Origin of the sequence: Pseudomonas pohangensis (genome assembly GCF_900105995.1) — a bacterium.
Classification (GTDB): Bacteria; Pseudomonadota; Gammaproteobacteria; order Pseudomonadales; family Pseudomonadaceae; genus Aquipseudomonas; species Aquipseudomonas pohangensis.
Map to the genome: position 1 here is coordinate 1 of NZ_LT629785.1, position 24,536 is coordinate 24,536.

The 24,536-nt window shown below is 54.8% G+C and carries 21 protein-coding genes and 1 pseudogene; 11 read left to right on the plus strand and 11 right to left on the minus strand.

What is annotated here, in order from left to right; genetic code table 11:
* Nucleotides 1-226: pseudogene (locus BLT89_RS17775) on the plus strand (hypothetical protein); the annotation flags it as partial.
* A gap of 49 nt (nucleotides 227-275) precedes the next feature.
* Here the strand turns inward: BLT89_RS17775 and BLT89_RS00010 are convergent.
* The 7 genes from BLT89_RS00010 to BLT89_RS00040 all read right to left on the minus strand — a co-directional run bounded on the left by BLT89_RS00010 (nucleotide 276) and on the right by BLT89_RS00040 (nucleotide 7,134).
* Nucleotides 276-1,085, minus strand: a complete 810-nt coding sequence (locus tag BLT89_RS00010; protein WP_090192494.1) for a ferredoxin--NADP reductase — start codon at nucleotides 1,083-1,085, stop codon at nucleotides 276-278.
* 242 nt (nucleotides 1,086-1,327) lie between these two features.
* Nucleotides 1,328-2,674, minus strand: a complete 1,347-nt coding sequence (locus BLT89_RS00015) for a glutamine synthetase family protein (protein WP_090192495.1) — start codon at nucleotides 2,672-2,674, stop codon at nucleotides 1,328-1,330.
* A gap of 32 nt (nucleotides 2,675-2,706) precedes the next feature.
* Nucleotides 2,707-3,261 (minus strand): helix-turn-helix domain-containing protein, encoded by a 555-nt coding sequence (locus BLT89_RS00020; RefSeq protein ID WP_090192496.1) that lies wholly within the window; start codon nucleotides 3,259-3,261, stop codon nucleotides 2,707-2,709.
* Nucleotides 3,262-3,285: 24 nt separating this feature from the next.
* Complete coding sequence (locus tag BLT89_RS00025; RefSeq protein ID WP_090192497.1) at nucleotides 3,286-4,575, minus strand: NAD(P)/FAD-dependent oxidoreductase; 1,290 nt, start codon at nucleotides 4,573-4,575, stop codon at nucleotides 3,286-3,288.
* Nucleotides 4,576-5,457: 882 nt separating this feature from the next.
* Complete coding sequence (locus BLT89_RS00030; RefSeq protein WP_090192498.1) at nucleotides 5,458-6,174, minus strand: RES family NAD+ phosphorylase; 717 nt, start codon at nucleotides 6,172-6,174, stop codon at nucleotides 5,458-5,460.
* Entirely contained in the window at nucleotides 6,168-6,572 is a 405-nt protein-coding gene (locus BLT89_RS00035; protein ID WP_090192499.1) for an MbcA/ParS/Xre antitoxin family protein, read from the minus strand. The genes BLT89_RS00030 and BLT89_RS00035 overlap by 7 nt, the downstream gene beginning before the upstream one ends.
* A gap of 175 nt (nucleotides 6,573-6,747) precedes the next feature.
* The gene (locus tag BLT89_RS00040) at nucleotides 6,748-7,134 is read right to left on the minus strand and encodes an HNH endonuclease (RefSeq protein ID WP_231975046.1); all 387 of its coding nucleotides are present in this window, start codon (nucleotides 7,132-7,134) and stop codon (nucleotides 6,748-6,750) included.
* Nucleotides 7,135-7,414: 280 nt separating this feature from the next.
* On the opposite strand from BLT89_RS00040, the gene hsdR reads away from it, so the two are divergent.
* The 10 genes from hsdR to BLT89_RS00085 all read left to right on the plus strand — a co-directional run bounded on the left by hsdR (nucleotide 7,415) and on the right by BLT89_RS00085 (nucleotide 16,957).
* The gene (gene hsdR, locus BLT89_RS00045) at nucleotides 7,415-9,784 is read left to right on the plus strand and encodes an EcoAI/FtnUII family type I restriction enzme subunit R (RefSeq protein ID WP_090192501.1); all 2,370 of its coding nucleotides are present in this window, start codon (nucleotides 7,415-7,417) and stop codon (nucleotides 9,782-9,784) included.
* Between the two features lie 79 nt (nucleotides 9,785-9,863).
* On the plus strand, nucleotides 9,864-10,427 hold the full coding sequence (locus tag BLT89_RS00050) for a MarR family transcriptional regulator (RefSeq protein ID WP_331712558.1): 564 nt from the start codon (nucleotides 9,864-9,866) through the stop codon (nucleotides 10,425-10,427).
* On the plus strand, nucleotides 10,417-11,142 hold the full coding sequence (locus BLT89_RS00055) for a nucleotidyl transferase AbiEii/AbiGii toxin family protein (RefSeq protein ID WP_090192502.1): 726 nt from the start codon (nucleotides 10,417-10,419) through the stop codon (nucleotides 11,140-11,142). Before BLT89_RS00050 ends, BLT89_RS00055 begins: the two co-directional genes overlap by 11 nt.
* A gap of 11 nt (nucleotides 11,143-11,153) precedes the next feature.
* On the plus strand, nucleotides 11,154-12,623 hold the full coding sequence (locus tag BLT89_RS00060; protein ID WP_090192503.1) for a type I restriction-modification system subunit M: 1,470 nt from the start codon (nucleotides 11,154-11,156) through the stop codon (nucleotides 12,621-12,623).
* Nucleotides 12,620-14,404, plus strand: coding sequence for a restriction endonuclease subunit S (locus tag BLT89_RS00065; protein WP_090192504.1), 1,785 nt, complete (start codon nucleotides 12,620-12,622; stop codon nucleotides 14,402-14,404). The genes BLT89_RS00060 and BLT89_RS00065 overlap by 4 nt, the downstream gene beginning before the upstream one ends.
* Before the next feature lie 35 nt (nucleotides 14,405-14,439).
* Entirely contained in the window at nucleotides 14,440-14,988 is a 549-nt protein-coding gene (locus BLT89_RS00070; RefSeq protein ID WP_090192505.1) for a hypothetical protein, read from the plus strand.
* Entirely contained in the window at nucleotides 14,985-15,329 is a 345-nt protein-coding gene (locus tag BLT89_RS17510; RefSeq protein WP_157718750.1) for a hypothetical protein, read from the plus strand. Before BLT89_RS00070 ends, BLT89_RS17510 begins: the two co-directional genes overlap by 4 nt.
* Nucleotides 15,319-16,086 (plus strand): hypothetical protein, encoded by a 768-nt coding sequence (locus tag BLT89_RS00075; protein WP_090192506.1) that lies wholly within the window; start codon nucleotides 15,319-15,321, stop codon nucleotides 16,084-16,086. The genes BLT89_RS17510 and BLT89_RS00075 overlap by 11 nt, the downstream gene beginning before the upstream one ends.
* Before the next feature lie 56 nt (nucleotides 16,087-16,142).
* Entirely contained in the window at nucleotides 16,143-16,448 is a 306-nt protein-coding gene (locus tag BLT89_RS00080) for a ParE family toxin-like protein (RefSeq protein ID WP_090192507.1), read from the plus strand.
* A gap of 2 nt (nucleotides 16,449-16,450) precedes the next feature.
* A complete protein-coding gene (locus BLT89_RS00085) occupies nucleotides 16,451-16,957 on the plus strand; it encodes a glycine-rich domain-containing protein (protein ID WP_090192508.1) in 507 nt (168 codons plus the stop codon).
* 566 nt (nucleotides 16,958-17,523) lie between these two features.
* Here BLT89_RS00085 and BLT89_RS00090 read toward each other — a convergent pair.
* The 4 genes from BLT89_RS00090 to BLT89_RS00105 form a co-directional block, all read right to left on the minus strand.
* Nucleotides 17,524-18,081, minus strand: a complete 558-nt coding sequence (locus tag BLT89_RS00090) for a hypothetical protein (protein ID WP_090198521.1) — start codon at nucleotides 18,079-18,081, stop codon at nucleotides 17,524-17,526.
* A gap of 170 nt (nucleotides 18,082-18,251) precedes the next feature.
* On the minus strand, nucleotides 18,252-21,470 hold the full coding sequence (locus BLT89_RS00095) for a site-specific integrase (RefSeq protein WP_090192509.1): 3,219 nt from the start codon (nucleotides 21,468-21,470) through the stop codon (nucleotides 18,252-18,254).
* A complete protein-coding gene (locus tag BLT89_RS00100; protein ID WP_090192510.1) occupies nucleotides 21,460-23,982 on the minus strand; it encodes a hypothetical protein in 2,523 nt (840 codons plus the stop codon). The genes BLT89_RS00095 and BLT89_RS00100 overlap by 11 nt, the downstream gene beginning before the upstream one ends.
* Nucleotides 23,975-24,523: a hypothetical protein gene (locus BLT89_RS00105; protein ID WP_090192511.1), complete on the minus strand. Its 549-nt coding sequence runs from the start codon at nucleotides 24,521-24,523 to the stop codon at nucleotides 23,975-23,977. Before BLT89_RS00105 ends, BLT89_RS00100 begins: the two co-directional genes overlap by 8 nt.
* Between the last annotated feature and the right edge of the window lie 13 nt (nucleotides 24,524-24,536).

Sequence of the window (24,536 nt, forward strand, 5' to 3'; positions counted from 1 at the left end):
CGTGCATGGCACCTGGACGCTGGCCCGGGCACTGGTGATGAGCGAGCTGTCACAGTTGCCTGCCTACAATCTTCAGGCAAGATTTCGTCGTCCGGTGGAGTTGCCTTCGGCGATCCGTATTCGCGCATTCGCAGACGGCGGGCACCAGCACCGGCTGCAGGTGTTGAGCGATGACGCAAGGCAGAGCTTTATCGAGGCACAGCTGAGCACTGCAGCGGCTGACTGAGCCAGTGCTACGGCCGCCGGTTGTGGCGCTCTGCCAACCGGCAGAAAAGTTACCAGTATTTCTCGAAAGCCATCTGCCCCGGCACTCCCCGGCGGCTGGTAGCGAAACCCAGCGCACTCAGGTAGCGACGCAGCTCGAAAGCCATATCCGGGTTGCCGCAGACCATCACCCGCGAATCGTGCATGCTCAGTGTGGTTCCTGCCTGCTGCTCAAGTTGACCGCTGGCCAGCAGTTGCGGGATACGCTCGGAGAAGTCGCCGGTTCCGGGCTCGCGGGTTACCGAGCTGAAATAGCAAAGCTTTGCCCTGGAAGCGGCAAACGGAGGTTGCTTGGCAATGGCCGCAATTTCTTCGCGATAGGCCAGGTCGGCAGCGTTGCGTACACCATGCACCACGATCAAACGCTCGAAGTGCTGCCACACCGCCGGATCGCGCAGGATCGAGACAAACGGGCCGATCCCGGTGCCGCTGGCCAGCAGCCACAGATCGCGCCCCGGCGCCAGCTGATCGACGGTGAGAAAGCCGAAGCAGGCCTTGTCGACCTTGATCTCGTCGCCGACGCTGAGCTGCTCCAGGAGTGTCGAGAAGGGGCCGCCGGGCACCAGCACGGCGATGAACTCCAGATAGTCATCGTCGGGCGCAGACACCATCGAGTAAGGCCGCCAGACCAGTTCCTCCTCCTTGCCCAGCGCCAGTCGCGCATAGTGGCCCGGGGTAAAACGATAGTCTTGCGCGCGTGACGTGCGGAAGGACAGCAGCTTTGGCGTCCAGTAGCGGATCGACAACACCTGCTCCCGCGTCCACTTTGCCGAGGGGTCGTTGCGCCGGGCGCCATCCTGCAGTTCAGCTATATCCACCATGCTTTTGCCTCCAGGTCTGTTTATCCCACACAACAAGAGTAAAGCATCAGCACTTGCTGGCGACTTGATCCGGATTGGTTCGTTGAAATATCGCAGCTGCAAGCGCGGTCAAGCTCCGGCCTGCGCAAACGATGATGGGCAAATGGCGGAATGATGCCGGGAACCGGCCGCTCCGGACGACGCAGCGAACAGCACCACGGCAGGCACGCAACAGGCCCTGGTTGCAAGCCGGCATGCCGGCTTCACAGATACCAGCGGTATTCGCGGGCACTGATTTCCTGCAGAAAGGCCAGATGATCCTGACGCTTGTTCTCGCAGTAGACCTTGACGAACTCCTCGCCCAAACCCGCACGCAACTGCGGTTGTTGCTGCATGGCGCGCACGGCTTGGAGCATCTCCAGAGGGAAGTCGACACCGCTGTTGCGCTCTTCATTCAGCGGCGCAATGGGTTCGCAAGCGGCAGCAAGGCCGTGCTCCAGGCTGACCAGAATGGCTGCCAGCACCAGATAGGGGTTGGCATCGGCACCTGCCAGGCGATGCTCCAGGCGCAGATTATGAGCATCGGACTCCGGCACCCGCAGACAGGCATCTCGATTCTCGAACCCCCAGCTGGCCCGGGAAGCTACGTTTACCGTACCGGCAAAACGGCGCAAGGCATTCTGGTTCGGGGCAAAAATCGGCATGCAATGGGGTAGCAAATCCAGACAGCCGGCCACCGCGTGGCGCAGTGCCTGCTGCTGGTTGGCCGCGAGCAGGTTGTTGCCTGCCGCGTCATACAGACTGACATGCACATGCATACCACTGCCCGGATGCTGCAGGTACGGCTTGGCCATAAAGCTCGCACGGTAGCCGTGTTTAAGCGCCACGCCACGGGTGCTGCGGCAAAACAGGGCGGCCCAGTCGGCGGCGCGCAGGCCGTCAGCGAGGTGGCCAAAATTGATTTCAAACTGTCCCGGGCCCAGCTCGGCGGTGATTACCGTGGCGTCGATGCCCTGCTCCCGCGCAGTCTCGACCATGTCATCGAGTACCGGAGCGAAGCGTGACAAACGCTCGATATGCATATTCGGCTGGTCATCGGCATCGCCGCTGAGGCGGTCGCGGGGGAACTGCGGCAAGCCATCACGCAACGCTTTATCCAGCAGATAAAACTCCAGTTCAAAGGCCACCACCGGGTGAATACCCTTGGCACGCAGGCGCTCCAGCACTTGCGCCAGCACCTGCCGAGGTTCAAACACAATCGGCGCTGTGGTGCCGTCCGAGGTGATCAGCATTTGCCCCAGTGGTTGTGCCTCCCAGCTCACCGGCTTGAGCGTGCCGGGGACCAGGCGGCGCAGGGCATCCGGGTCACCGTCGTTGAAGCAGTAGTCGCCAATCTCGAACAGCCCGCCCTGCACCCCCATCAATACACAGTTCTGCGGCAATTTGAGGGCACTACCAGCAGCCACCTTTTCGAGCATCTCGATCGGGTAACGCTTTCCATAAAAGTGTCCGGGAATATCCAGGCAAATCAGCTCGACGTAACGTACCTCCGGGTAGCGCTGGCGAAAGCTTTGTACCTCGGCCAGCAGTTCGGTGCAGGCAGCATTCATGGCTGTTTTCCTTTGAATCTTGTGGTTGTCGGTCAGGTGTAAACCCACAGCACGCGCGTCGGCTGTTGCGTACGGTTGCCGTAACGGCAACGGGTGTGGCTGTCCAGCTGGAAGCTGTCGCCAGCATTAAGGCTGACGGGCTCGTCATCGCCCAGCCACAGCGTCAGCTCGCCGTCGAGGACGTAACCGCCTTGTTCTGAGCTGTCGCTCAAATGGCGCTCGCCGCTGGTAGCACCGGGTTCCAGCAGGGTTTCGAGCATGGCAAAAGATGCCGTCATTTTCGGTGATAGCAGAATGTCGGTAATGCCGTTGGCGTAATACAGGGTACGTCGCTCATCGGGCCGGGTGACCCAGGGCAGCTGCCTGGGTTTTGGCTCGTTGTAAAAATAGGTGGTGGGCACCGCGAGGGCTTCACTGATCGCGGTCAGGTCCGCCACGGTCGGGCGCGACAGGCCGCGCTCAACCTGGGAGAGAAAACCCACCGAGCGGCCGATCTGGTCGGCCAACTGCTTGAGTGTGTAGTTCTTGTGTTTGCGCAGGTCCTGAATCAGGCTCGCCAGAGCGGCTGTCTCTTCTTGCTGGTTCATCTCGTTCACTCCAGGGGTGCACTTTCAGATGCTGTCGCGCAGTCGATACCACGCCTTGCCGATGGCCTCCAGGGGGGCCGCCAGGTGCTTGCCGCCGGGGAAATTGGCGTTGTGCAGGCCCTGGTATAACGCCAGTTCATCGGGTTGGCCAAGAATGTCCGCGGACACTGCACGGGCAGCAGCCAGGGTGGGCAATACGCCATGCCCGGAATAGCCCTGCATCCAGTACAGCTGGCCGGAGCGGCCAATATCCGGTGTGCGTTTGAGCGTCAGGTCGATATGCCCACCCCAGGCGAATTCGATCGGTACGTCCTTGAGTTGCGGGAAGACCCGCTGCAAGAACGGCCGGGTGGCGGCCGCAATATCCTTTGGCAGGCCGCCCAGATAGGTATTGCCACCGCCAAACAACAAGCGGTTATCCGGGGTGCGCCGGAAGTAATCGAGAATGAACTGGTTGTCGGTGATGCAGACATTGCCCGGTAGCAGCGCCGTCGCCTGCTCGGCGCTCAGCGGTGCGGTGGCCACCTGATAGCAACCGGCGGACAGCAGCCGGCGCGATAACCTGGGATGCAGATCATCGATATAGGCATTACAGGCCAGCACCACTACATCTGCACGAATACGGCCGTGCTCGGTGGTCACCAGGTACTGGTCGCCCGTTTCGCGATAGCTCAGTGCCTTGCTCTGCTCGTGGATGCAACCACCGGCGCGCTCGATTGCCGCCGCCAGGCCGAAGGCCAGTTTCAGCGGGTGCAAATGGCCTCCTTCCGGATCGTACAAGCCGGCTTGATAACGCTCGCTGGCGACCCACTGGGATAATTCGTCGCGTGGAATAAAGCGCAGGCCATCGTGGCCCCACTTGTGGCTGGCTTCGTGCTGCCACTCGCTCAGCTGGCTCACCCGCCGCGGCAATACCGAAGTCCACAGGTGCCCCGCGCGGTAATCGCAATCGAAACCATGCCGCCCCGGTAACTCGCGCAACTCCCCGGCGGCCCAGCGCATGCTGTCCCACAAACGCCGGGCGCGTTCATAGCCGAGCGCGGCCTCCAGTGGCGGCATATCGCACGACCAGCCGAGAATCGCCTGCCCGCCATTGCGCCCAGAGGCCGCCCAGGCGACGCGACTGGCTTCCAGCAAAGTGACACGCTTGCCAGCCAGAGCCAAACGCAACGCCGTGTGCAAGCCACTGAAGCCGGCACCGATGATCAACACCTCGGTAGTTTGCTCGCCTTCTAGTCGAGGGTACGCCGGTATCTGAGCAGCGCAACTGTGGGCGTAGTAGCTGGCGACATGCTGGCTGGAGTGATGAAACATGCGAGTTCCCTGAAAATATTTCCAGTTAATTTCATGAAAATATATCAAGTAAATTTCATGGCGGCAATGTTCATGCAGTGATGAAACTGAATGCCTGGGCGCAGAATGGACACAGCCTGAAAAACCGCTGAAGACGGTAGATGAGGGCAGTGATCATTGCTGATTGCAGGATATTGCCTCGATGAGGCAAAAGAGAATGACGAGAGCGGCCAAAACCAGGAGCTGGTTTGCAGGCGCGATTTAAAAAGGCTTTTAAATCAAGGAGTTTGGCGCACTCGGCGGGATTCTAACAAACGACTGCCTTCGGAGGGCAATTGCACGCATGGGGAAGGATCGGGTGGTTACTGCTTCATACGGGTTAAATCGTTGTATATCAATACGATGAGATAGATTTTGGCATGACGAGCTACCCCATATAAAACCATTTGTGCTCGAGTCTGTCTTAGAAAATGTCCAATTCTAGGCACATAGAAATGTACAAAAATGACATCTAGCCGCTAGTGGGCCGAGTGCGAATGGCCACGATTTTCAGATTCTTTCAGGCAGAACCTGTCAGATAGCCGGCTAACAGAGATCTCGTTGCGGTTAGGCTTTCAACGTAAAGTCACAACACCAAATTAGTGCTTCTTCCGCGCAACTCTGCATGTCTGGCGCACGAAAAAAGCCCGGAAGAGTCGGCAATAAAAGCTGTTTGGTAATTTACGATTATTAGCAATTATGCGGATTTGAATAATTAGTCAGAATGCAATATTTCCGCATAATCGTGTCGTTCTAAGCGGGCCGATTTCAAGGGAGCCAACAGTGGTAGGTTCGCCAGTACCCAGGCTAAATAGGAAGTTAGAGGGCATTCAGCTCAAACTATGCTCTATCAGCAAAAACCGATCATCTAATCGCGTTTGATTTCGGAGTCGGTGCGACAATCTTGTTTACGCTAGTAATTCGCTCATTCCAGACCATCTCGTAATGCGCTGTCTGGACAATCGAAATGACGGGCTTTGGCGTCATCAACGCCCAGCAACGATTTCCTAGCAAGCGCACCGAGTTGTAGCGGATGCCAGGACTGCCCGTCGCCTTGATTGCCCCGCCAAGCCGCCGCGCTTCGGCGTAATCGTCGGGATCATAAATCGGGTCATTCATCGCCACAGGTGTGGCGTCCACCATCCAGCCTTCGGAAAAGGCGCAAGACAGGCCACGGAAAACAAACCGCTCGTAGTTGAGACTCGGGACGTTTGACCAGTACAGGCTTTGGTGATGCTGAACCTCGGCCAGAGCAGTTTCCATGGTTGCCGCCAAGTACAAGACGCCATAGCTCCCATCACTGAATCGAGAGCCCTCTGGGCTGATGTGAGTGAACGGAGCGACGGCGTAAGAGCAGCCGACAATGCCAAAGGGAATCTCTGCACGCGGTATCAGCTCAATGCGGCCAGCCTCGTTGAGCAGCCTTGGGTTGGTCATGGCCTGTATCTGGTACAGAGCATCGAACTCGGCGGCGTCAGCAACGTCATCGAACAGCGCGATAGGCGGGAACTTGGAGTTGACCAGCCGATAGGCCTGTACCTGATTACCTGCCAGCACCGGCAGCTTGGGCTTCATCACCATTGCGCACCTCGCAGAGCGTCGATCCGGCGATAGACTTCATACAGAGAAATTATGTCGCCCTGAGCCATGATTTCGAGCGGGGAGCGCCCGTTGAAAAAAGCGTTGTTGTTCGCCATAGAAGGGAACCCATAGACGTTTTCTGGGTTGTCGAAGATTTGCCGAAGCACTGCATGGATGTTCAGCACGAAACTCACACGCTGCATCTGATCGGCATCCAGCGAGACAGTCCAGCCTGGGGCGCGCTGCTTTGCGCGGGTATGTGTGCTTCGCGAAATACGCAAGATGTTGCAGGCTTGATCGCTCGAAGCATGCCATTTATCGAGTATGCCCACGCCAGCGCATAGCCCCGCCACGCACTGATCCTTGGTGAATTCCTGATTTGGATAGGTTACCGACATGCCTTCCACCCCATGCTCTACAGACTGGAATAAATGTTATACGCGTCTGTAGATTATATCCAGTATTCATAATTGCTGGCTTTAATCGTTAACTCAGCTGCCGTGCCTGCTGAATCACCCCGGATTTCTTAGGCACTTTCCAAAGTCAGCACTACAGCACTTGCCAGGGAAGCGATTAATTCAGCGTCTCCATCAATGTCACCTGAGTAGCAATGATCTTCGCCCTTCCAGGGTGCCACTTTCCACAGGCAACCCGTTTCTGGACCAGCGCTTTGTAAGCATCAGGCTCAGGGGCTTTTTTTCGTTTGTGCCTGCGCTGATTGCAGGCCCGGCACGCAGCGACAATGTTGTCGCTGCCATCCTTACCGCCATCTTGACGCGCGAGCAGATGTTCAGCGGTGCACTGAAACTGTCGTGCCTGGCCGAGAGTCATGCCGTGAAGTTGGGCAAAGGGTTCGAGGGCGCCTCTCCACATCGGATAATTGCAATAAAAGCAGCGACCGCCTTGGCGGTTAAAGGCAGTAGATCGGGATTTGATGAGTTTTCTTAATTGCGTAGGCACGGCGGCCTCCTAATAAATTAAGGAAGTCCGCTGTGCTCTGAGAGCAACGCACGGTACCAGTCGACTGAATCGAACTGGCCAAACATCGGGCCCTGCGGGTCACGACACTCGAAATCTACCCCATCAATCGGTTACTCAGCAAGCCATCGGACTTAGGCCACTAATATCTGTCCACCTTGCCAACCCCAATCAAAGCCAAACAAGGTACATTTATCCGATCAAGCACCACTGCTAGTGCTGGAATGGAGCGACCATGCCGGCTTGAAAGGGATTTGGGGTTATGGATAAGAAGTCGCTTACCGAGCGGGACATCTGCACCAAGTTCATCACGCCAGCGATCCAGCAGGCTGGCTGGGATATCCAGAGGCAGGTGCTTGAAGAGTTCGGCTTCACAGCTGGGCGCATCGTGGTGCGTGGCAAGCTGCACAGCCGTGGCGAACGCAAGCGTGCTGACTACCTGCTCAGCTACCACAAGAACATGCCGCTGGCGGTGATTGAAGCCAAGGACAACAAGCACTCCCTTGGTGCCGGTATGCAGCAGGCACTCGGCTATGCCGACACCCTGGACGTGCCCTTCGTGTTCTCCAGTAATGGCGATGGCTTTCTCTTCCATGACCGCAGCGGCACCGGCAGCCAGATAGAAACTGAGCTTAACCTCGATCAGTTCCCCAGCCCTGAAGAACTCTGGCAGCGCTACTGCCAATGGAAAGGCTTGCACGGGCAGGCGCAGAAGAACATCGAAGCACCGTATTACGACGACGGCTCCGGCCGCACGCCGCGCTATTACCAGATCAACGCCATCAACCGCACCGTGGAAGCCGTGGCTCATGGGCAGGATCGCATCCTGCTGGTCATGGCCACCGGCACCGGCAAGACCTACACCGCCTTCCAGATCATCTGGCGGCTGTGGAAGTCCAAGCAGAAGAAACGCATCCTGTTTCTCGCTGACCGCAACATTCTGGTCGACCAGACCAAGAACAACGACTTCAAACCGTTCGGTCAGGCGATGACCAAGATCGCCAAACGCCAGATCGATACGTCCTATGAGATCTACCTGTCGCTCTATCAGGCCGTCACCGGCACTGAAGAAGAGATGAACATCTATAAGCAGTTCTCCCCCGACTTCTTTGATCTGATCGTGATCGACGAATGCCATCGTGGCAGCGCTGCCGAAGACTCCGCCTGGCGCGAGATTCTCGACTACTTTTCCAGCGCTACCCATGTCGGCCTCACCGCCACGCCGAAAGAAACCAAAGAGGTTTCCAGCATCACCTACTTTGGTGACCCGGTGTACAGCTACACCCTCAAGCAGGGCATCGAAGACGGCTTTCTCGCGCCCTACAAAGTGGTGCGCATCGACTTCGACAAAGATCTGCAAGGCTGGCGGCCACCCAAGGGAATGCTCGACAAGAATGGCGAGCTGATCGAAGACCGCATCTACAACCTCAAGGACATGGATCGCACTCTGGTCATCGAAGCGCGCACCCAGCTGGTGGCGCAGAAAGTTACCGAGTTTCTCAAGGCCAGCGACCCGTTCCAGAAAACCATTATCTTCTGCGACGACATCAACCATGCCGAGCGTATGCGTCAGGCCCTGGTCAACCTCAACCCGGAGCGCGTGGCCGAGAACCGCAAATACGTCATGCGTATCACCGGCGATGACCAGGAAGGCAAAGCCGAGCTGGATAACTTCATCAACCCCGAAGAGCGCTACCCGGTCATCGCCACCACCAGCAAGCTGATGACCACCGGCGTCGATGCGCAGACCTGCAAACTGATCGTGCTCGACCAGCACATCAAGTCGATGACCGAGTTCAAACAGATCATCGGGCGTGGCACCCGCATCAACGAGGACTTCGGTAAATACTGGTTCACCATCATGGACTTCAAGAAAGCCACCGAGCTGTTTGCCGATCCGGCTTTTGATGGCGAGCCAGTGGTGATCTACGCTCCCGAAGGCGGTGACTCCCCGGTTCCGCCAGATGACGCCATCGAGGGTGATGGTATTACCGCTGGCGTTGGGCCAGAAAACGATCCGCTTGACGATCAAGAGGGTGGCAGCAAGCGCATCAAGTACTTCATCGACAATCTGCCGATCTACGTCATTGCCGAGCGTGTGCAGTATTACGGCCCGGACGGACGACTGATTACCGAATCGCTGCACGACTACACCCGCGCCTGCGTGCACAAGCAGTTCGCCTCGCTGGATGACTTCCTGCGGCGCTGGAGCGATGCCGAGCAGAAGAAAGCCATCATCGACGAACTGGCAGCTCAAGGCGTGATGTGGGAAGCCCTGGCTGAAGAAGTGGAAAAGAAACAGGGCCAGCCGCTCGATCCGTTCGACCTGATCTGCCACGTGGCCTTCGACCAGCCGGCGCTGTCGCGCAAGGAGCGCGCCGAGCAGGTGAAAAAGCGCAACTACTTCGCCAGATATTCCGGTGCTGCCCGCCAGGTGCTGGAAGCACTGCTGGATAAATACGCCGACACCGGCATCGAGCACATTGAAGACATCAAGATTCTCCAGCTCGATCCCTTCAGCCAGATTGGAGCACCCATGGAGCTGGTCAAGGCGTTCGGTGGCAAGGCCGGCTACAACAAGGCCATCCATGAACTGGAAGACCAGCTCTACGCCAGCGAAATCAGCGCATGACGGCGGCAGCATTGACAGCAGCAATATCAGCCGGCCAAACTGTCCTTTGTCCACGGACAGTGGACGGAGAGCTCAAGCCATGATGAAAGGCCAAGACATACTGCTGCTACTCAAGCTGGTAAGCCTGGAACACCAGCAGCAACACGCTGCCGGCCAGGCCGCCGAGCACTTCTCCATGCGTGCGCTGGAGCAGTCCACGGGCATCAGCAAATCCGAAGTGAGCAAAGCACTCAACCGCTGTGTGACTGCCGGGCTGGCCAAGCTGGAACGCAACACGGCTATCCCCCGCGCCAACACCCACGCTCTCAACGAGTTTCTCGGCCACGGCTTGAAGTATGTTTTTCCGGTCAAGCCAGGCCCCATGGCACGCGGTCTGGCCACGGCACACGCCGCGCCGGTACTGGCCGGCAAGTTGTTGTCCGGTGGCGAACACATCCATGTCTGGGAAGATGCCCAGGGCAGCGATATGGGCCAGGCGATTGAGCCGCTGTTCAAAAGCGCTCCCGGCGCTGCCCGCAAAGATGCCGAGCTCTACGCCATGCTCGCCCTGATAGACGCCATTCGTCTGGGCAACGAACGGGAGGCGAGCCTGGCCAGAACACTGCTGACGCAATACCTGCGAGGCGCAGCGGATGGCAGCTGAGTGGCGCATACAGGAACAGATGCTGCAAACCGTGGCCGATGCCCTCGGCCCGGAGCTAGTGCGTCAGGTGGCCTTTGTCGGTGGTTGCACCACCGCGCTGCTGATTACCGATGCCTTCGCCCGCGAATCAGTACGCTTTACCGAAGATGTGGATGTCATCGTCCATGTGCTCGGTTACGGCAAATGGCAAGGCTTGCTCAGCGAGCTGCGTCAGCGCGGTTTTCGGGAGTCCCCCGAGGACGACATCATCTGCCGCATGCGCCTGCCCAACGCGCTGATCGGCCGCGATCTGCTGGTCGATTTCATGCCCGATGACGAGGCCATTCTCAACTTCACCAACCGCTGGTACCGCGATGCCCTGCGCAGCGCAACAGATCATGCACTGCCCTCCAGCACGCTGATCCGCGTGGTCACCCCCGGCTACTTTCTCGCCACCAAGCTGGAAGCCTATCGCGGCCGTGGACGCAACGACCCGCTGGCCAGCCGCGATATTGAAGACATCCTCGCCGTAGTGGACGGTCGCGACAGCCTGCAGAGCGAACTGCGCCAGGCCGAGCCTGCCTTGGGTCACTACATCGCCCAGGGCATCACCGATCTGCTCGCCCACCGCGATTTTCCCTACGCCGTGCAAGCCGCCGCCCGCCAGCAGCAGGCACGCGAAGAACTCATTTTTCAGCGTCTGGAAGCCATCACCACGCTTCCTGCCGCCCACTAACGGAAACCACCATGTCCATCAGCTCAACCATCAAATCCATCCAGGACATCATGCGCAAAGACGTCGGCGTCGATGGCGACGCCCAGCGTATCGGCCAGCTGGTCTGGCTGCTGTTCCTGAAGATATTCGATGACCGCGAGCTGGAATGGGAGCTGCTGGACGATAACTACAAGTCGCCCATCCCCGAGAGCTGCCGCTGGCGCACCTGGGCGGCCGATGCGGAAGGCATGACCGGCGACGAGCTGAAAGAATTTGTCGACGGCATGCTCTTCCCGACCCTGCAAAATCTCGGCGACTACAGCAATACGCCATCCGCCTTCGTGGTGCGCAGCGTGTTTGAAGACGCCTACAACTACATGAAGTCCGGCCAGCTGCTGCGACAGGTGATCAACAAGATTCAGGAAGGCGTGGACTTCAACAAGGCCCAGGAACGCCACGAGTTCGGCAACCTCTACGAGCAACTGCTGCGCGACCTGCAAAACGCCGGCAACGCTGGCGAGTTCTACACCCCGCGCCCGGTTACCGAGTTCATGGTGCGCATGGTCGACCCCAAGCTGGACGAAAAGGTCATGGACCCGGCCTGCGGTACGGGCGGCTTCCTCACCTGCGCCATCGAGCACAAGCGCAAGCACTACGTAAACACCGCCGAGGACGAACGCACCCTGCAGGCCAGCATCTTCGGCGTGGAGAAAAAGCCGCTGCCACACCTGCTGGCCACCACCAACATGATCCTGCATGGCATCGAAGTGCCGAACCAGATACGCCACGACAACACCCTGAGCCGCCCGCTGATCAGCTGGACGCCCAAGGAGCGGGTCGACTGCATCGTCGCCAACCCGCCGTTCGGCGGCATGGAAGAAGACGGCATCGAGACCAACTTCCCGGCCACCTTCCGTACCAGGGAAACCGCCGACCTGTTTCTGGTGCTGATCATGCACCTGCTCAAAGACGGTGGTCGCGCCGCCGTGGTGCTGCCCGACGGCTTCCTGTTTGGCGAAGGCATCAAAAGCCGCATCAAGGAAAAGCTGCTCACCGAGTGCAACCTGCACACCATCGTTCGCCTGCCCAACGGCGTGTTCAACCCCTACACCGGCATCAAGACCAACCTGCTGTTCTTCACCAAGGGCATACCCACCAAGCAGGTGTGGTTCTACGAACACCAGTACCCGGCGGGCGTGAAGAGTTACAACAAAACCAAGCCCATGCGCATCGAAGAGTTCGAGGTCGAGCAAGCCTGGTGGGGCAACGAAGACGATGGCTTTGCCGCAAGGGTGGAGAACGAGTTCGCCTGGAAGGTCAGCGTCGAAGAACTGCAGGCGCGCAACTGGAACCTCGACTGCAAAAACCCGCATATCGGCGAACAGATCAGCCATGACCCGGACGAGTTGCTGCGCGACTACAACCAGATGCAGGCCGATATCACCCAGCTGCGCGACCAGCTCAAGGCGGTGCTGGCCGAAGCCCTGGAGCGGCAGGCATGACTGCGGGCAATAAATCCCCTCTCCCTCCGGGAGAGGGTCAGGGAGAGGGCAGCATTCTCTCGGCCAGCACCTTACTCACCGACAACCTGCCACTGCTGGCCGGTGCGCCGAATGGCATCAAGAAGCTGCGTGAGCTGATTCTGGAACTGGCCGTGCGAGGCAAGTTGGTGGAGCAGGATGTCAGCGATGAGCCGGCCAGTGAGTTGTTGAAGCGGATTGCAGTGGAAAAGGCGCGGTTGGTGGCTGAGGGGAAGATCAAGAAGCAGAAGCCCCTAGCGGATTCTGTAGAGCGCGTTCCTCCCGCTGATTTGCCAGAGAGCTGGGCATGGAGTTCTTTAAATGAGGTGGCTCTGGTCAATCCGAGAAACTCAGCAGAGGACTCCTTACCTGTCTCCTTTGTACCGATGACACTCATTGGTGTTCGATTCGATAGCGCTCATTCGCAAGAGCAACGTTTGTGGTCTGAGGTTAAGCAAGGTTTTACACATTTCGCTGAAGGTGACATTGGCGTAGCCAAAATCACACCCTGTTTTGAAAACAGCAAAGCCTGTGTTTTTTCAAACCTCACCAATGGGCTAGGTGCCGGTACAACCGAGCTCCACATCGTTCGCCCAATAAACGGCACCATTGACCCTCGTTATGTCTTGGCCTACTTGAAATCGCCTCAGTTTTTGACGGTTGGTGAAACCAAGATGACTGGTACTGCTGGACAGAAACGTTTGCCTAAAGATTTTGTCGAGGCCAATCCATTTCCACTTCCACCACTCGCCGAACAACACCGCATCGTCGCCAAAGTCGATGAACTGATGGCCCTGTGCGACCGTCTGGAAGTCCAGCAAACAGACGCCGCCAGCGCCCACGCCCAACTGGTGCAAGCCCTGCTCGGCAGCCTGACCCAAGCCAGCGATGCCACCGAGTTCGCCGCCAACTGGCAACGCCTCGCCGAACACTTCCACACCCTGTTCAACACCGAACCCAGCATCGACGCCCTCAAACAAACCCTCCTGCAACTGGCCGTCATGGGAAAACTCGTCCCCCAAGACCCCAGCGATGAGCCAGCAAGCGAACTGCTCAAGCGCATCCAAACTGAAAAACAGCGGTTACTTGTAGAGGGCAAGTCTCGTAAGCAAAAAGAACTATTATCGGAAAATATTCCTCTTCCACCTTATGGTGTTCCGAGCGGCTGGGAGTGGGAAATCTTAGATTCAATTTTGTACATCACTGGCGGGGTAACCCTTGGGCGTAAGCTCGCTGGGCGCAAGATGGTTTCCAAGCCATATCTGCGTGTGGCCAACGTTCAACGCGGACACTTAGCGCTTGATGTGATGAAAGAGGTCGAGGTGCCAGAGGATGAGGTTTCCAAATACCTTCTTAAAAATAGCGACCTTCTAATAACCGAGGGCGGTGATTGGGACAAAGTGGGCCGCACCGCTGTTTGGCGTGATGAATTGCCTGAATGTCTGCATCAGAACCATGTGTTTCGAGCTCGGGCGCTGACTGACGAATTTGAATCACGCTGGGCAGAGATGTATCTGAACTCGACAACTGCTAGGGATTACTTTGCAGGGTCATCAAAGCAAACGACCAATCTTGCGTCGATCAACATGACTCAGCTCCGTGCGTGCGCATTCCCAGTTCCGCCCCTCGCAGAACAACACCGCATCGTCGCCAAAGCCGATGAGCTGATGGCCCTCTGCGACCAACTCAAAACCCAACTCAGCCAGGCACGCCAACTCAACGAACAGCTGGCCAGCACGCTGGTCGAGCAGGCCGTCGCCTGAAATATTTCCCCAACAAGGACGTACAAGGAGTCCCGATGCAATCCCCTGAACTGTCGCTGACCGGAAAACTGGATACCGGACTGGTACATGGCTTGTGTTTGCTACTGGCGGGCTTGAAAAACCTTGGCTTCTGGTTGTTGGGGCTCTTGGTGTTGGCAGAGTTGCCATTTGACTTTTTTGAATACGATGCAGGGTTATGGGACCTTTCATGGGATGAGGTGAGTGTGACAGCGCTGATGTCCCTGCTGCTTGCGCGCCACCTGCATTATTGTCGCCATTTTGGTGTGGGCTTCTGGGCCGGATTGGCGCGCTTGCTTCTGGCGCTTGGGCGCATGGCTTCTTTCATTCTGATACTTGCCGGTGGCGTGTTAATCGCAACGCTGCAGATGGGCGATGCGAGTGAATGGTTACCCATATCTGCTCACGACGATCTCGTCGGAACACTGTTTTATTACGGCATGGTTCTGTTTGCCATATACCTTGCCGCGCCTGCTTCTCCTGCAAGGCCGGTTTCAGTAAATGAGGCTACGGCAACACGAATTGAACCCACACTGAATACAGCAGTTAAGGACGTCAGCTTGTGAAGACACCATTGATATACACGATTGTGTTGAGCGCCACATTAGCGGCTCCATCAGCATTTTCCGATGAGAGTGCCGCTTATCTGTTCCAGAGCTGTCAGGAAGTAATCAGCATTTTTGCGCAATTCAATGAGCAAGATCCCTTGGCTCCCTTCACCACTTCGCGGGAGGAAGCAATGCGTGCCGGCTACTGCCAGGGTGTAGTCGATGAATACCGGCGCCATCATTACCGGTGCTCAACTAATAATTGGTTCGAGCAAGCGCAAAAAATTGCTGAGGTAACCCCGAATTCGCCCGAGGCTAATGACCTAGAGCTTTTGCTGGAGCTTTCTTGTGCCCGTTGATAAGGCGCACTGGCCAGAATTAGCCAAGGTCTACGAGAACTTATTGTGCAGCGGTATCGGTTTGGCCAAGCCGTTGAAGCAGCATGGCAAGCTGGTAGACAGCTTGAAAACACTGGTTAACGCTTTGAGCCCCTCCACCAAAAAAAAGGATGAGGTGTATCGGTACCCCGATAGAACTAAAACCATCATTATCCAGTTGGATTGGGCTCCTCTGGGCATTGGCCCAGAAAGTCGGAATCGCGTAAGAATCAACCCGGACCATATAACTCTTTTGTGGAATGCCATTCTTTTACAGGGTGTATTTGGTGAGCCCAAGCTCGTTGCTGAATTTCTGAAACCCACTGCCAATCGACAGCCTTTAGTCGACTGGGCCAGACAGTTATTTCTGGAGCGACAGACTGTCGCCGGACTTGGGTTTCTGCGACAGAGACTTCTGGAATTTTTAGATCGCCTGCCAGTAGCCAATCTAAACCAGGAGCGCCTGCCCAACCCTTTCGCCGACACACTTCCACAAATGGGGCTGGGGCATCTTCATGGCAACCTGTTGAGAGCCTTGGCTACGCAAACTGCTGCACTTTCCCTGGGTGACAGCATGATGGCGCACTATCTCAGTGGCGATTTGGAGCAGGCGTATGCGAAAGCTTGTGAACTGGAAACGCAGAACGAGTTGCTTCTGCAATACCGTGACCTGATCAGTAAGGAGTATCAGGAGCGCAAAGGGTTTCACGATTTTCTGCGTGGTCTTCGTAAAATGTAGGCAGCTTGTGGAATCCACAAATCAACACTGGCTTCGTCATCACAACGGAGTCAGTCATGAACACCATCCAGAACATCCTCGCCAACTGCCCCCACCAGGTCAGCCCCTGTCATAAAGCCAAAGTCTGGGAAATTGATCAGTCTTTGCGTGCCGGAACACCCTTTCCCATCTTGGGCGGCAAGCGCGTGCGCTGCCGTGAAGGTTTGCTGCGCTTCAAAATCGGCAGTGCCTGGCGCTTGCTGTATCAGACAACCGCTAACGGTTACGTACCTTGCGCACTGATCAGCCGTCAGTGCCTGGAGCGTGAGTTGAAGCGAAGGCGGGCCATCAAGGTCTACAACCTTCAATCTCAGGAGAAATAACGATGAATGCCATCGTATCGCTGAACCAGCCTCTACTGGCCGCCAATGGCCTTGAACGTAATGTCAGCCAACTGGACTTCGCACGTTTGAAGCACAAATACACCGAATCGTCCGAAGCAGAAATGACGGCCGAAGAATGGGACAAGGCGGAACTGGAGTACCGCCGCTTTCTGACGCTGAAGTGCTTTTATCCGGCCATCGCGCTGGTACCGAGCAAACAGGTCGATGCCTTATGGCATGCCCATATCCTCGATACCCGCGCCTACCGTGAGGACTGTTATCAGGTGTTTGGCCGCTTCATTGACCACTACCCGTACTTCGGCATTTACGGTCAGGACGACTATCAGGAACTGAAGAACAGCTTCGCGCAGACCGTGGCGTTGTACGAGAAACACTTCGGTGCCTATCCGGATGGTGGCAATGAGTCACAAGCCATGCGTTGTGGTGATGACCACGCCTGCCACGTCCCCGGCAGCTGTGGTTGCCGTGTTCCCGGTGCCTGCAAATAAATAACTTCTGGAGAGACTAAAATGAGCAAACAACCACAAAACCCAAGCCGCCCCAACCCTCAACCCGCTCCTCGCCCGGTAGTGCCTAACCTGCCAAGCACCACAGGCAACAAGTCAGGTGGTCGTCGCGGCAACCACCCGCCGAAGAAATCGTAACAGTGTGAATCTGTACGCCAGACTCAAGGGTTGGGGCTGGCGTACTTTCAGACATAAAAGGATTTATCAGGTTAGTGGAATAAGGGCGCACTGAATATTGTGTAAACGACCAGCTGGTAGTTATTGGGGCGAATAGATTGGAGGAAACTCGGGCAACCTGCATCCAAGAAAACAGAACCGATTTATTACCCTCGTTCAGACTTGAGCGAAAGTTCTATTTGGGGTCGAAAATTACCTGACGTGATAGACAACGTTCGATATCAGCCCTCAGGTACTGAGATAAACCCCGATGACGCGCACCTACAAACTGCGAACTAAAAGCCGATAATTTCGACAACTTCAGATTCAAAACCTGCCCACATATCTAGGTAGCGCGAGGTGAAGCCTCATATGACTTCGCCATAGAAACCTCAATGGTTTTCCTGCCACTTTAACCGTGCCCTGCGCATGAAATTTGCCGACACCCCCAAGCGCTTGGCAAGGTTGCTGTCAGAACTTATGCCAAACTCTGCGGCAAGCTCCGCTGTAATCTCGGGGTACGAATGTTGGTAGGGCGCGATTCCAAGTTCCCGACGCTTTTGCTTCACTGGAAAGCGACTGACGCCCAAGCGATCGGCCAGCGCTGGATCGGGCATCGTTCCAAGGAGTGCGAGTGCTTCGTCGGTCCAGATGCCTTCTTCCAGCGGTTTAAACCGAGGCCTCAATACTTTCGGCTCAGGAACCCCAACGTCGGTTCTTAAGATTTCAATATAGTTGATCGGAATTTTGAAATCCTGAGCAAGTTGGTAGTTGCTTCTTGTCCCTAGCTGATCACGCAGAGCTTTTGGGATATCAATGTTTCGGGGGTCGTAGGTAGGAATACCATGCAGTAGTCGGTAACGCCGCACGGTGCTTGCCCCAATGCCAAATCGCTTGGATACCTCACGATCACTTATTTTCCCGGCCTGCAGTGTCCAGTCATTAGGCATGCCTAACTCCATGATTGTTGAGTGTCTGTGCCGATCACTGATAATTCGCTTTTCAGGTGCAGGTAAGTCGTTGGTGGCTAGTACCTGAATCAATATCCCGGTGCGCATTTTGACTGGTGGTATTTCCTCGCTTTGGCGTCCGCGGTCCCGAGAGAAACTACCCTCATGTATTAGTCGCTGACTACGGGTTTTGTTTTTAGCGGCTGCTCCGCCCTGAGCAGAATGGCATACATACATAGAGCGTAATGCAGACCATAGGAGGACTCACGTTCGCCGCTTTTTCGTGGAATTTTGCTTAGTACTTTAAGATAGCCAACTCCCCAATCTGATGATTTTTTCACCAGAGTTTGGTCGCTGCTGAATTGGTTTTTCGACAAGCCCAAAGCAGTTGCCCAGTGCCTGAGTTGCTCTTTTGCGGCACTCGCGTTATCACTCTGCGAGGTCAGCATGATAGTTATTCGATCTTTGCTAACACCAATGACTTTAAGGAAGGCCACATATCGTTTGCCGTCCTCCGGGCTGTTCAGCAACAGGTGTGTATGGGAACTTGTCTTGTTGCGCAGGAAATATTCAATAGCCCAAGTGAGGAGCTCTTCGTTCTGCTGACGTAGCGCACTGAGTTGTTCTACAGCTTCAGTCGCGTCAAAAATGTCGGCTTTGTTCGTCGGACGAGTAGGAAGGAGGCGAGTGGGTGAATCATGTCCGGCTTCAAGCTTACGCGCGCGATGAATAACCCCAACTTTTGAGGTATTAGTATTCGTCAGGCTTTGAGCTGCTTGCATCCAGCGAGTAATAGCTTCTTCGGAACATCCATATAACGATGCAGCCTCGCGGAGATCGACTCCTGCTTCCATTACACTCTCCAGAACTGAATGTACTAGCCTGATTGGCTGCTCTTCCGGAAGCGACAAACGTATTTTCAAATCGGAGTCAGGCCAAGAGATGGGTGTTGTTACCTTGATATGGTTCCCTGTTATCGGGTCCTGAAATAGCTTGGCGTAACGTTTGCGTTGGTGCGCTCGTGCGGCCAGAAGAAAGGAATCCATTGCATCTCGCTTTTTTGCTTTGTAGAGAGCAGCTACGCTGATGCTGGTGAGCCTCGAGGTGAATTCCACACTGCTTTCGGGCAGGTTCTGTGACTGGCAATAATGCAGCATGAGATCGTGCCAATGGCAGTAATGCCCTATGGATACCTCTGGGGCATGGTGCCCCATTGTCAGAGCCAACTCATACAAATGGTTGTGCGCCAGCTGAGCCCGGTCCTTGTTGTTGAGATCGGCTATAAACCTCTGCTCAAAGAACTTTGACAACCCAGCTGTATTGGATCCTTGTAGGCGAATCAATTGACTGCTGGCCATGCTATGACGCAGGTGGTGAAAGCGGACATGAAGATCATTGGTCACTGCCCGCATCACATCATGCAACGGGTCAAACAGCAGCGATTCCTCAGTTAAATCGTCTTCTGAAAGGTCGCTGCAAAACAGGTAGGCATTTGAATGGCTGTCAGGCGCTTTTCCCTGCTCTCGTTTACGCACAACAACCCAATCCAAAAGAATCTTTAATTCATCTGGAGGCATGAGCTCCAGTAAAGACAATCGGCGGCGCGCGCTGGCCGACTTTAGGTTGCCCATAACGAAAAGTTCGGGGCGAACTTTCCCACACACATGAGAGATCTTAACCTTCCAGGCTTCGCTTCGTCTGAGCCCAAGCCGATACCCTAAAATCAGAAGCATCCGGCGCATTTTATAGAGTCTGGGGTGCTCAGGATCTTGCCGCTCTAACTCGTTATATATTTGTTGAAATTCTTGCTCGGTGATGAAGTTTGCATCTACATCAGAGCCAACTGCCGGGCCATCGTAAAGCTCTTTGATATTGATCCGCGGAAGATTTGTTCTCTGGCTGAGAAAACTATGGAACTCATCTAGCCGGCCTGAAAGATACGTTCGCGACTTTGCTGTCGGAGCGTTTTGTAGCAAGGTTTGATATAGATCCAGCAGTTCATCGATGTCATATCCCAGTAGGTTGTTGTTGCCAAGAAGGTCAGGCAGTCGCGCAAGATTACTGGTGTACTGTCTGACCGTTTTTACTTGTAGGTTCTTTTTGTAGCGGCTTCCGTTCTGCAGCAAAGACAACATCCAATGCGCCACCAACTGCACACCGATACTCAGTTTCCCTGCCTGATTCTGTAGAAAATCCTCAACTACCCGCTGAGCTTTTGCTGAGCCGAAATACTCCTTGTTTCGGTCGGGTTTCAAGGCATTGAGAAGCACCTGCAGGCTTCGTTGCTGATCGACAGCACGCACATTAACTGCCTGCAAATGTATCAAGGATGGATCCAGCCCAGTTTCCTGCAGTTCGAGGAGATCTGATGTGGCAATACTGGAGGCACGAACTCCTGTTCGTACTCGATGCCAGGTCTCTGCGGAAAGGGGGGTAGATTTCATTCGCCCGGAGGCATAAGCCCCGAGATAACCTGGCAGTATCAGGTTTGAATGTAGACTGAAGCGGTCGCATAACTTCACTAGTGTCTTGGGTTGGGCTTGAACTATTTTGAAGCCAGTGGCCCGCAAATAGGCATCTACCCAACGGAAGATTCCCGCAGACATTTTTTGGGAGCGTGTGTCAAAGGATGGCCACTGGTGGCCTGACTCATGCCATCGATAGATCAAGAGCTCACTGACTGGGTCAGGAAACCATCTCCGGCAAAGAACGGGCTCCTTTTCTGCGTTGATATCAAATATGTCGACCCAGGCAAACTCTTGCTCAGTGATAAGCGGCTGATCATAGTTCCAGTTCTTTATCAGCTGTCTCAGTATGCGCGAATCTGTAAGACCACCCAGAGCAATGAAACAGAGTACAAGCTCCCCGGCACGTACCTCGTTTCGGGCTGTTTCATTTGCCTGAAGATTAAGACCCTTTAGGTCGGACACATCCTCTCGTTCTAACGACGCCAGTAGATGTGCATGTATCGCTCGGGTATGGGGCAGCCATTCAACGTCAGTCGGCGGAAAAAATACCTTTTCATGCCTGAGCAGATGCATCGCCGGCGGTACCGGCAGATCCCAAATCTGTTCCTTGTTGCCTTTATCGATGCCGAGGATCACAAAGTTGTGTGCCCATCTAAGCTCCCGACCTTCAAAGCCCTCTAGAACTTTTTCCAAGACGGTATCCAAAGCCAGAGGTTCATCGATCTTGCCTTTGGCCAAGCCGGGCGCATATTGCGCTAGCCTCTGGCGAACCTTGGCGTGAACGCTATGTTTTGCTCGAAGGTTTGTTTCTTGTCGCTCTTTTTTTTTGCGATCTGCTGAAGACGTCTTGCCGTTGTCTTTCTTGTTGTCTGTTTTACCTTGTCGAACCTCCCATCCACTCCAGAGTCCCTCAGTCGTCACGACAAATTCCTCTTAGAACGCTCCAGCCATCCCCCTTGAAAATTTCCGTTATCGGCTCCTCGATGACTCGCTTGAATTCCAGTGGGGAAAGACTTGAATTCCTGCTGTAGGGCTCTTGGCCCATGTCCCAGTGCCCCATAAAAAGGCGGACAACTTCACCGTCTACGCCCATGTCACGCAGCCGATTACGCAGGTACGCGCGGTTGACATTTATTGGCACGGGAAAAAACGTCTCGAGACGCTTCTTCAATTCAGCTGGCCTTAAAGTCCCCTGCTGAAACTGCTCATCCAGTAAGAACAAAAAAGGGGTGCTCTCGGACGTTAAAATGCTATCAGCCAAATTCCGATTCAAAATCATGAGACGCTGGGACAGCAGTCGACAGTGCTCCGCATACATTAACAACTGATCGCATACTTGTTTCGGTAGCCAGGCAAGACGACTGTGATACCAATCGTCCGCATCCTTGTCGCTGATCACAACCAGGCCCGTCTTCAAATCGATATGACTAAACGAATAAAGTGGATCCTTGACGGCGCGATAACCAGTCGTGAAGTGCAGCATCAGCATCACGTAAAGCGTGAAGATATTGTGCAATTCAACCAGGTAGTTTTTTGTTCCAACCTGCCGTAGGCGTTCTCTGTAACGAGTCTTGAGGTTCTGCACCAGCTCTCTGACGGAGTCAGGTTTCAGCAGGGTTCTACAGCCAAATCTGAGCTTAGCTTGTACACATTGCTCCATCGGGAGTATTGGCACCGGTAACTCTGGCCAGCTGAGTTCCTCGGATATTGAATTCATTAGCTGATTGCATGTTTTTCCATACGCGTTATAGAGCTTCTCCATTTGAGGTGCTGCATAGTGGATAGCAACATCCGATTGGCCGTGCATTACTCCGGTAATCAGCGACACTTCCACCCAGTCGCGGCAGGTGTGATAGAGGTGATGGGAGAAGTCTGATTCGATACGTTTGAGCGTGAACCTTGCAAGGGTTTGACTGTTTAGTTTGATCAGCAACTGCTGAATCGCTTCCTGATAAATCTCTTCGGTTTGGCTGAATAGTTTTGTTTCTTCAGCAGCTTCACCCTTGTGCTTTGCATCCTTCCAGCGAGCAATCCGGCTAGAGATTTCTGAGTGGATTTGCAGCACCAAAACTGGGCCTGTGGCTACTAGGTGAGCCTTGGACTCATCAGTCAGGCTCGATATGTATTTTGGTTTCAGTGGAGCCAGCAACCATTGTTTGTGTAAAGTAGAAAAGTGACGCTTTCCGGCCCCGATTGTTTTTGGATAGCGAGTTTTTTTCGTGCTTAAACGAATGTCGATGACCGATTTTAATGGGTTAGCAGTCCAGTAAATGGACAGCATTAGAGCTGCAAGCTCAAGGTTGCTGACATCTGGGTGGAAATCATTTGCTGAGTTGCTTTCATTATCTGCAAGGGTGAACAGCTGATTATGGAGGCTTGCCGTTTCCCAGAGAGACAGGCCGCCCCAGCGCATACTCAGCGATTGATTGCGCATACTGATGGCCTTGGCAAGCCCTCGCGTACGCATTGCACCAGCCTGTGGAGTAAAAGCCCGGCGCTGCCGCTTTTCCTGCTCGTCGCGCTCTGTGAATATCAGATGCTCCGTTCCAGATAAAAGCTCGTCCGGACTCAGTCCGTCGTGAATCATTTCTGAAACGATTTTATTGCTTAGCATCGGAGAGCGCATACGCGTTATGTGAGTAATAGCGCCGCTGGAAGAGTCTAAAAACTCATCAATATCCTCTAGGTTAATAATTGTTTTTCTATCTGAAGCAGGCGCCTCGGTTGTTGCTCTGCGCAATCCTCCACTATTCGTAACAGCATGCCGCATTGCTCTAGCTAGAATTCGCCAGTGGTCAGAGTCAGAGCTGTCCGCGCGGGCCTGAACAATGTGGGCGAAATCTAGCTGTGAAACAGCTTCGCTGGGCAGCTCAGTCAAAATATTTTGCCGCTCATCAAAAGCCCTTTTCTGCTGAATGTCAGCCAAGAGTCGCACGAGTCGAGTCGTTTCCATCACGGAGTTGGCATAGTCACGATCCTCTGAAGCCTCCCGTGCACGATAGGCGTGGGCAACTAGCAGAAATTGGGCCGTCAGATGTACATGTTGAGCACGATTCTCGTCATTCGGATGCCTGTAATACAACGCACAATAAAGGGGCCAATCGCCTATTCGTCCATGCAGCGGTTGCGATTTTTCGTGGTCTATATTGTCTGGACCAAGCACCTCCGAAAGCTTCTGCTCGTTCTCCGCTGCCCAAGTTGAAATTTTGATCCAAACACTGAGCTGATCGACCTCTAGTTCGGCATCAGTAGAAAGCGCAACGACCTTTGCGAGAACAAGTAGAGCGTCTTTCAGGTTGCTCATGACCCTGGCGACGGCAAAAACATCGGGGGGAGCATTTATGAAAAGCAGTAACGATGATGGCTCCGTTTTTGAAATTTCTAGCTCGCTAGCTAGAAGCTCAACCAGCAGTTCACTATTAGTCTCAAGCATGAGAGCGTTTTTTAAGTAGTCTGCGATCAAACTGTAAAGCTCGAGCAAAATCCTGACTGGTTTTCAAAGAAGGAGTCATTTCTTTGTGGTTGATTTTGCCATCCAAGATCTGCAGCAGGGCGGCACGCTGCCGACCTGTATCGCCCCCCAGACCGAGAGCTAGAGACGTTAGATATAAGTCGTTGGTCGAGAGTTCTTCAATATATTCAGCTGAACAGCCAAGCAGAGAAATTACTTGGACCCTGCGGCATGGACACAAGGAATTCACAGCGATGCTGAGAGAGCGGAAACCCGCAACGCAGCGATATCTCTGCTGATATTGCGCTACCACGATTGGGTGAGATATCAGGATTTCCTCTACTGCGGACTCGCTAAAAAAGCTGGTGTCGTTCAGTAGATACTCCATATTCGCGGCAATATCTGCACTGCTCATAGCTGCGGGATGGATGTGGATAATTTGTGAAAGCGGGATGCCTATGAGCTCGCGCTTAACCCCGACCCAGAGAGTATCTGGATTGGTTTTTTGCTCATCAAAACTCATGCGTTTCCTCCAA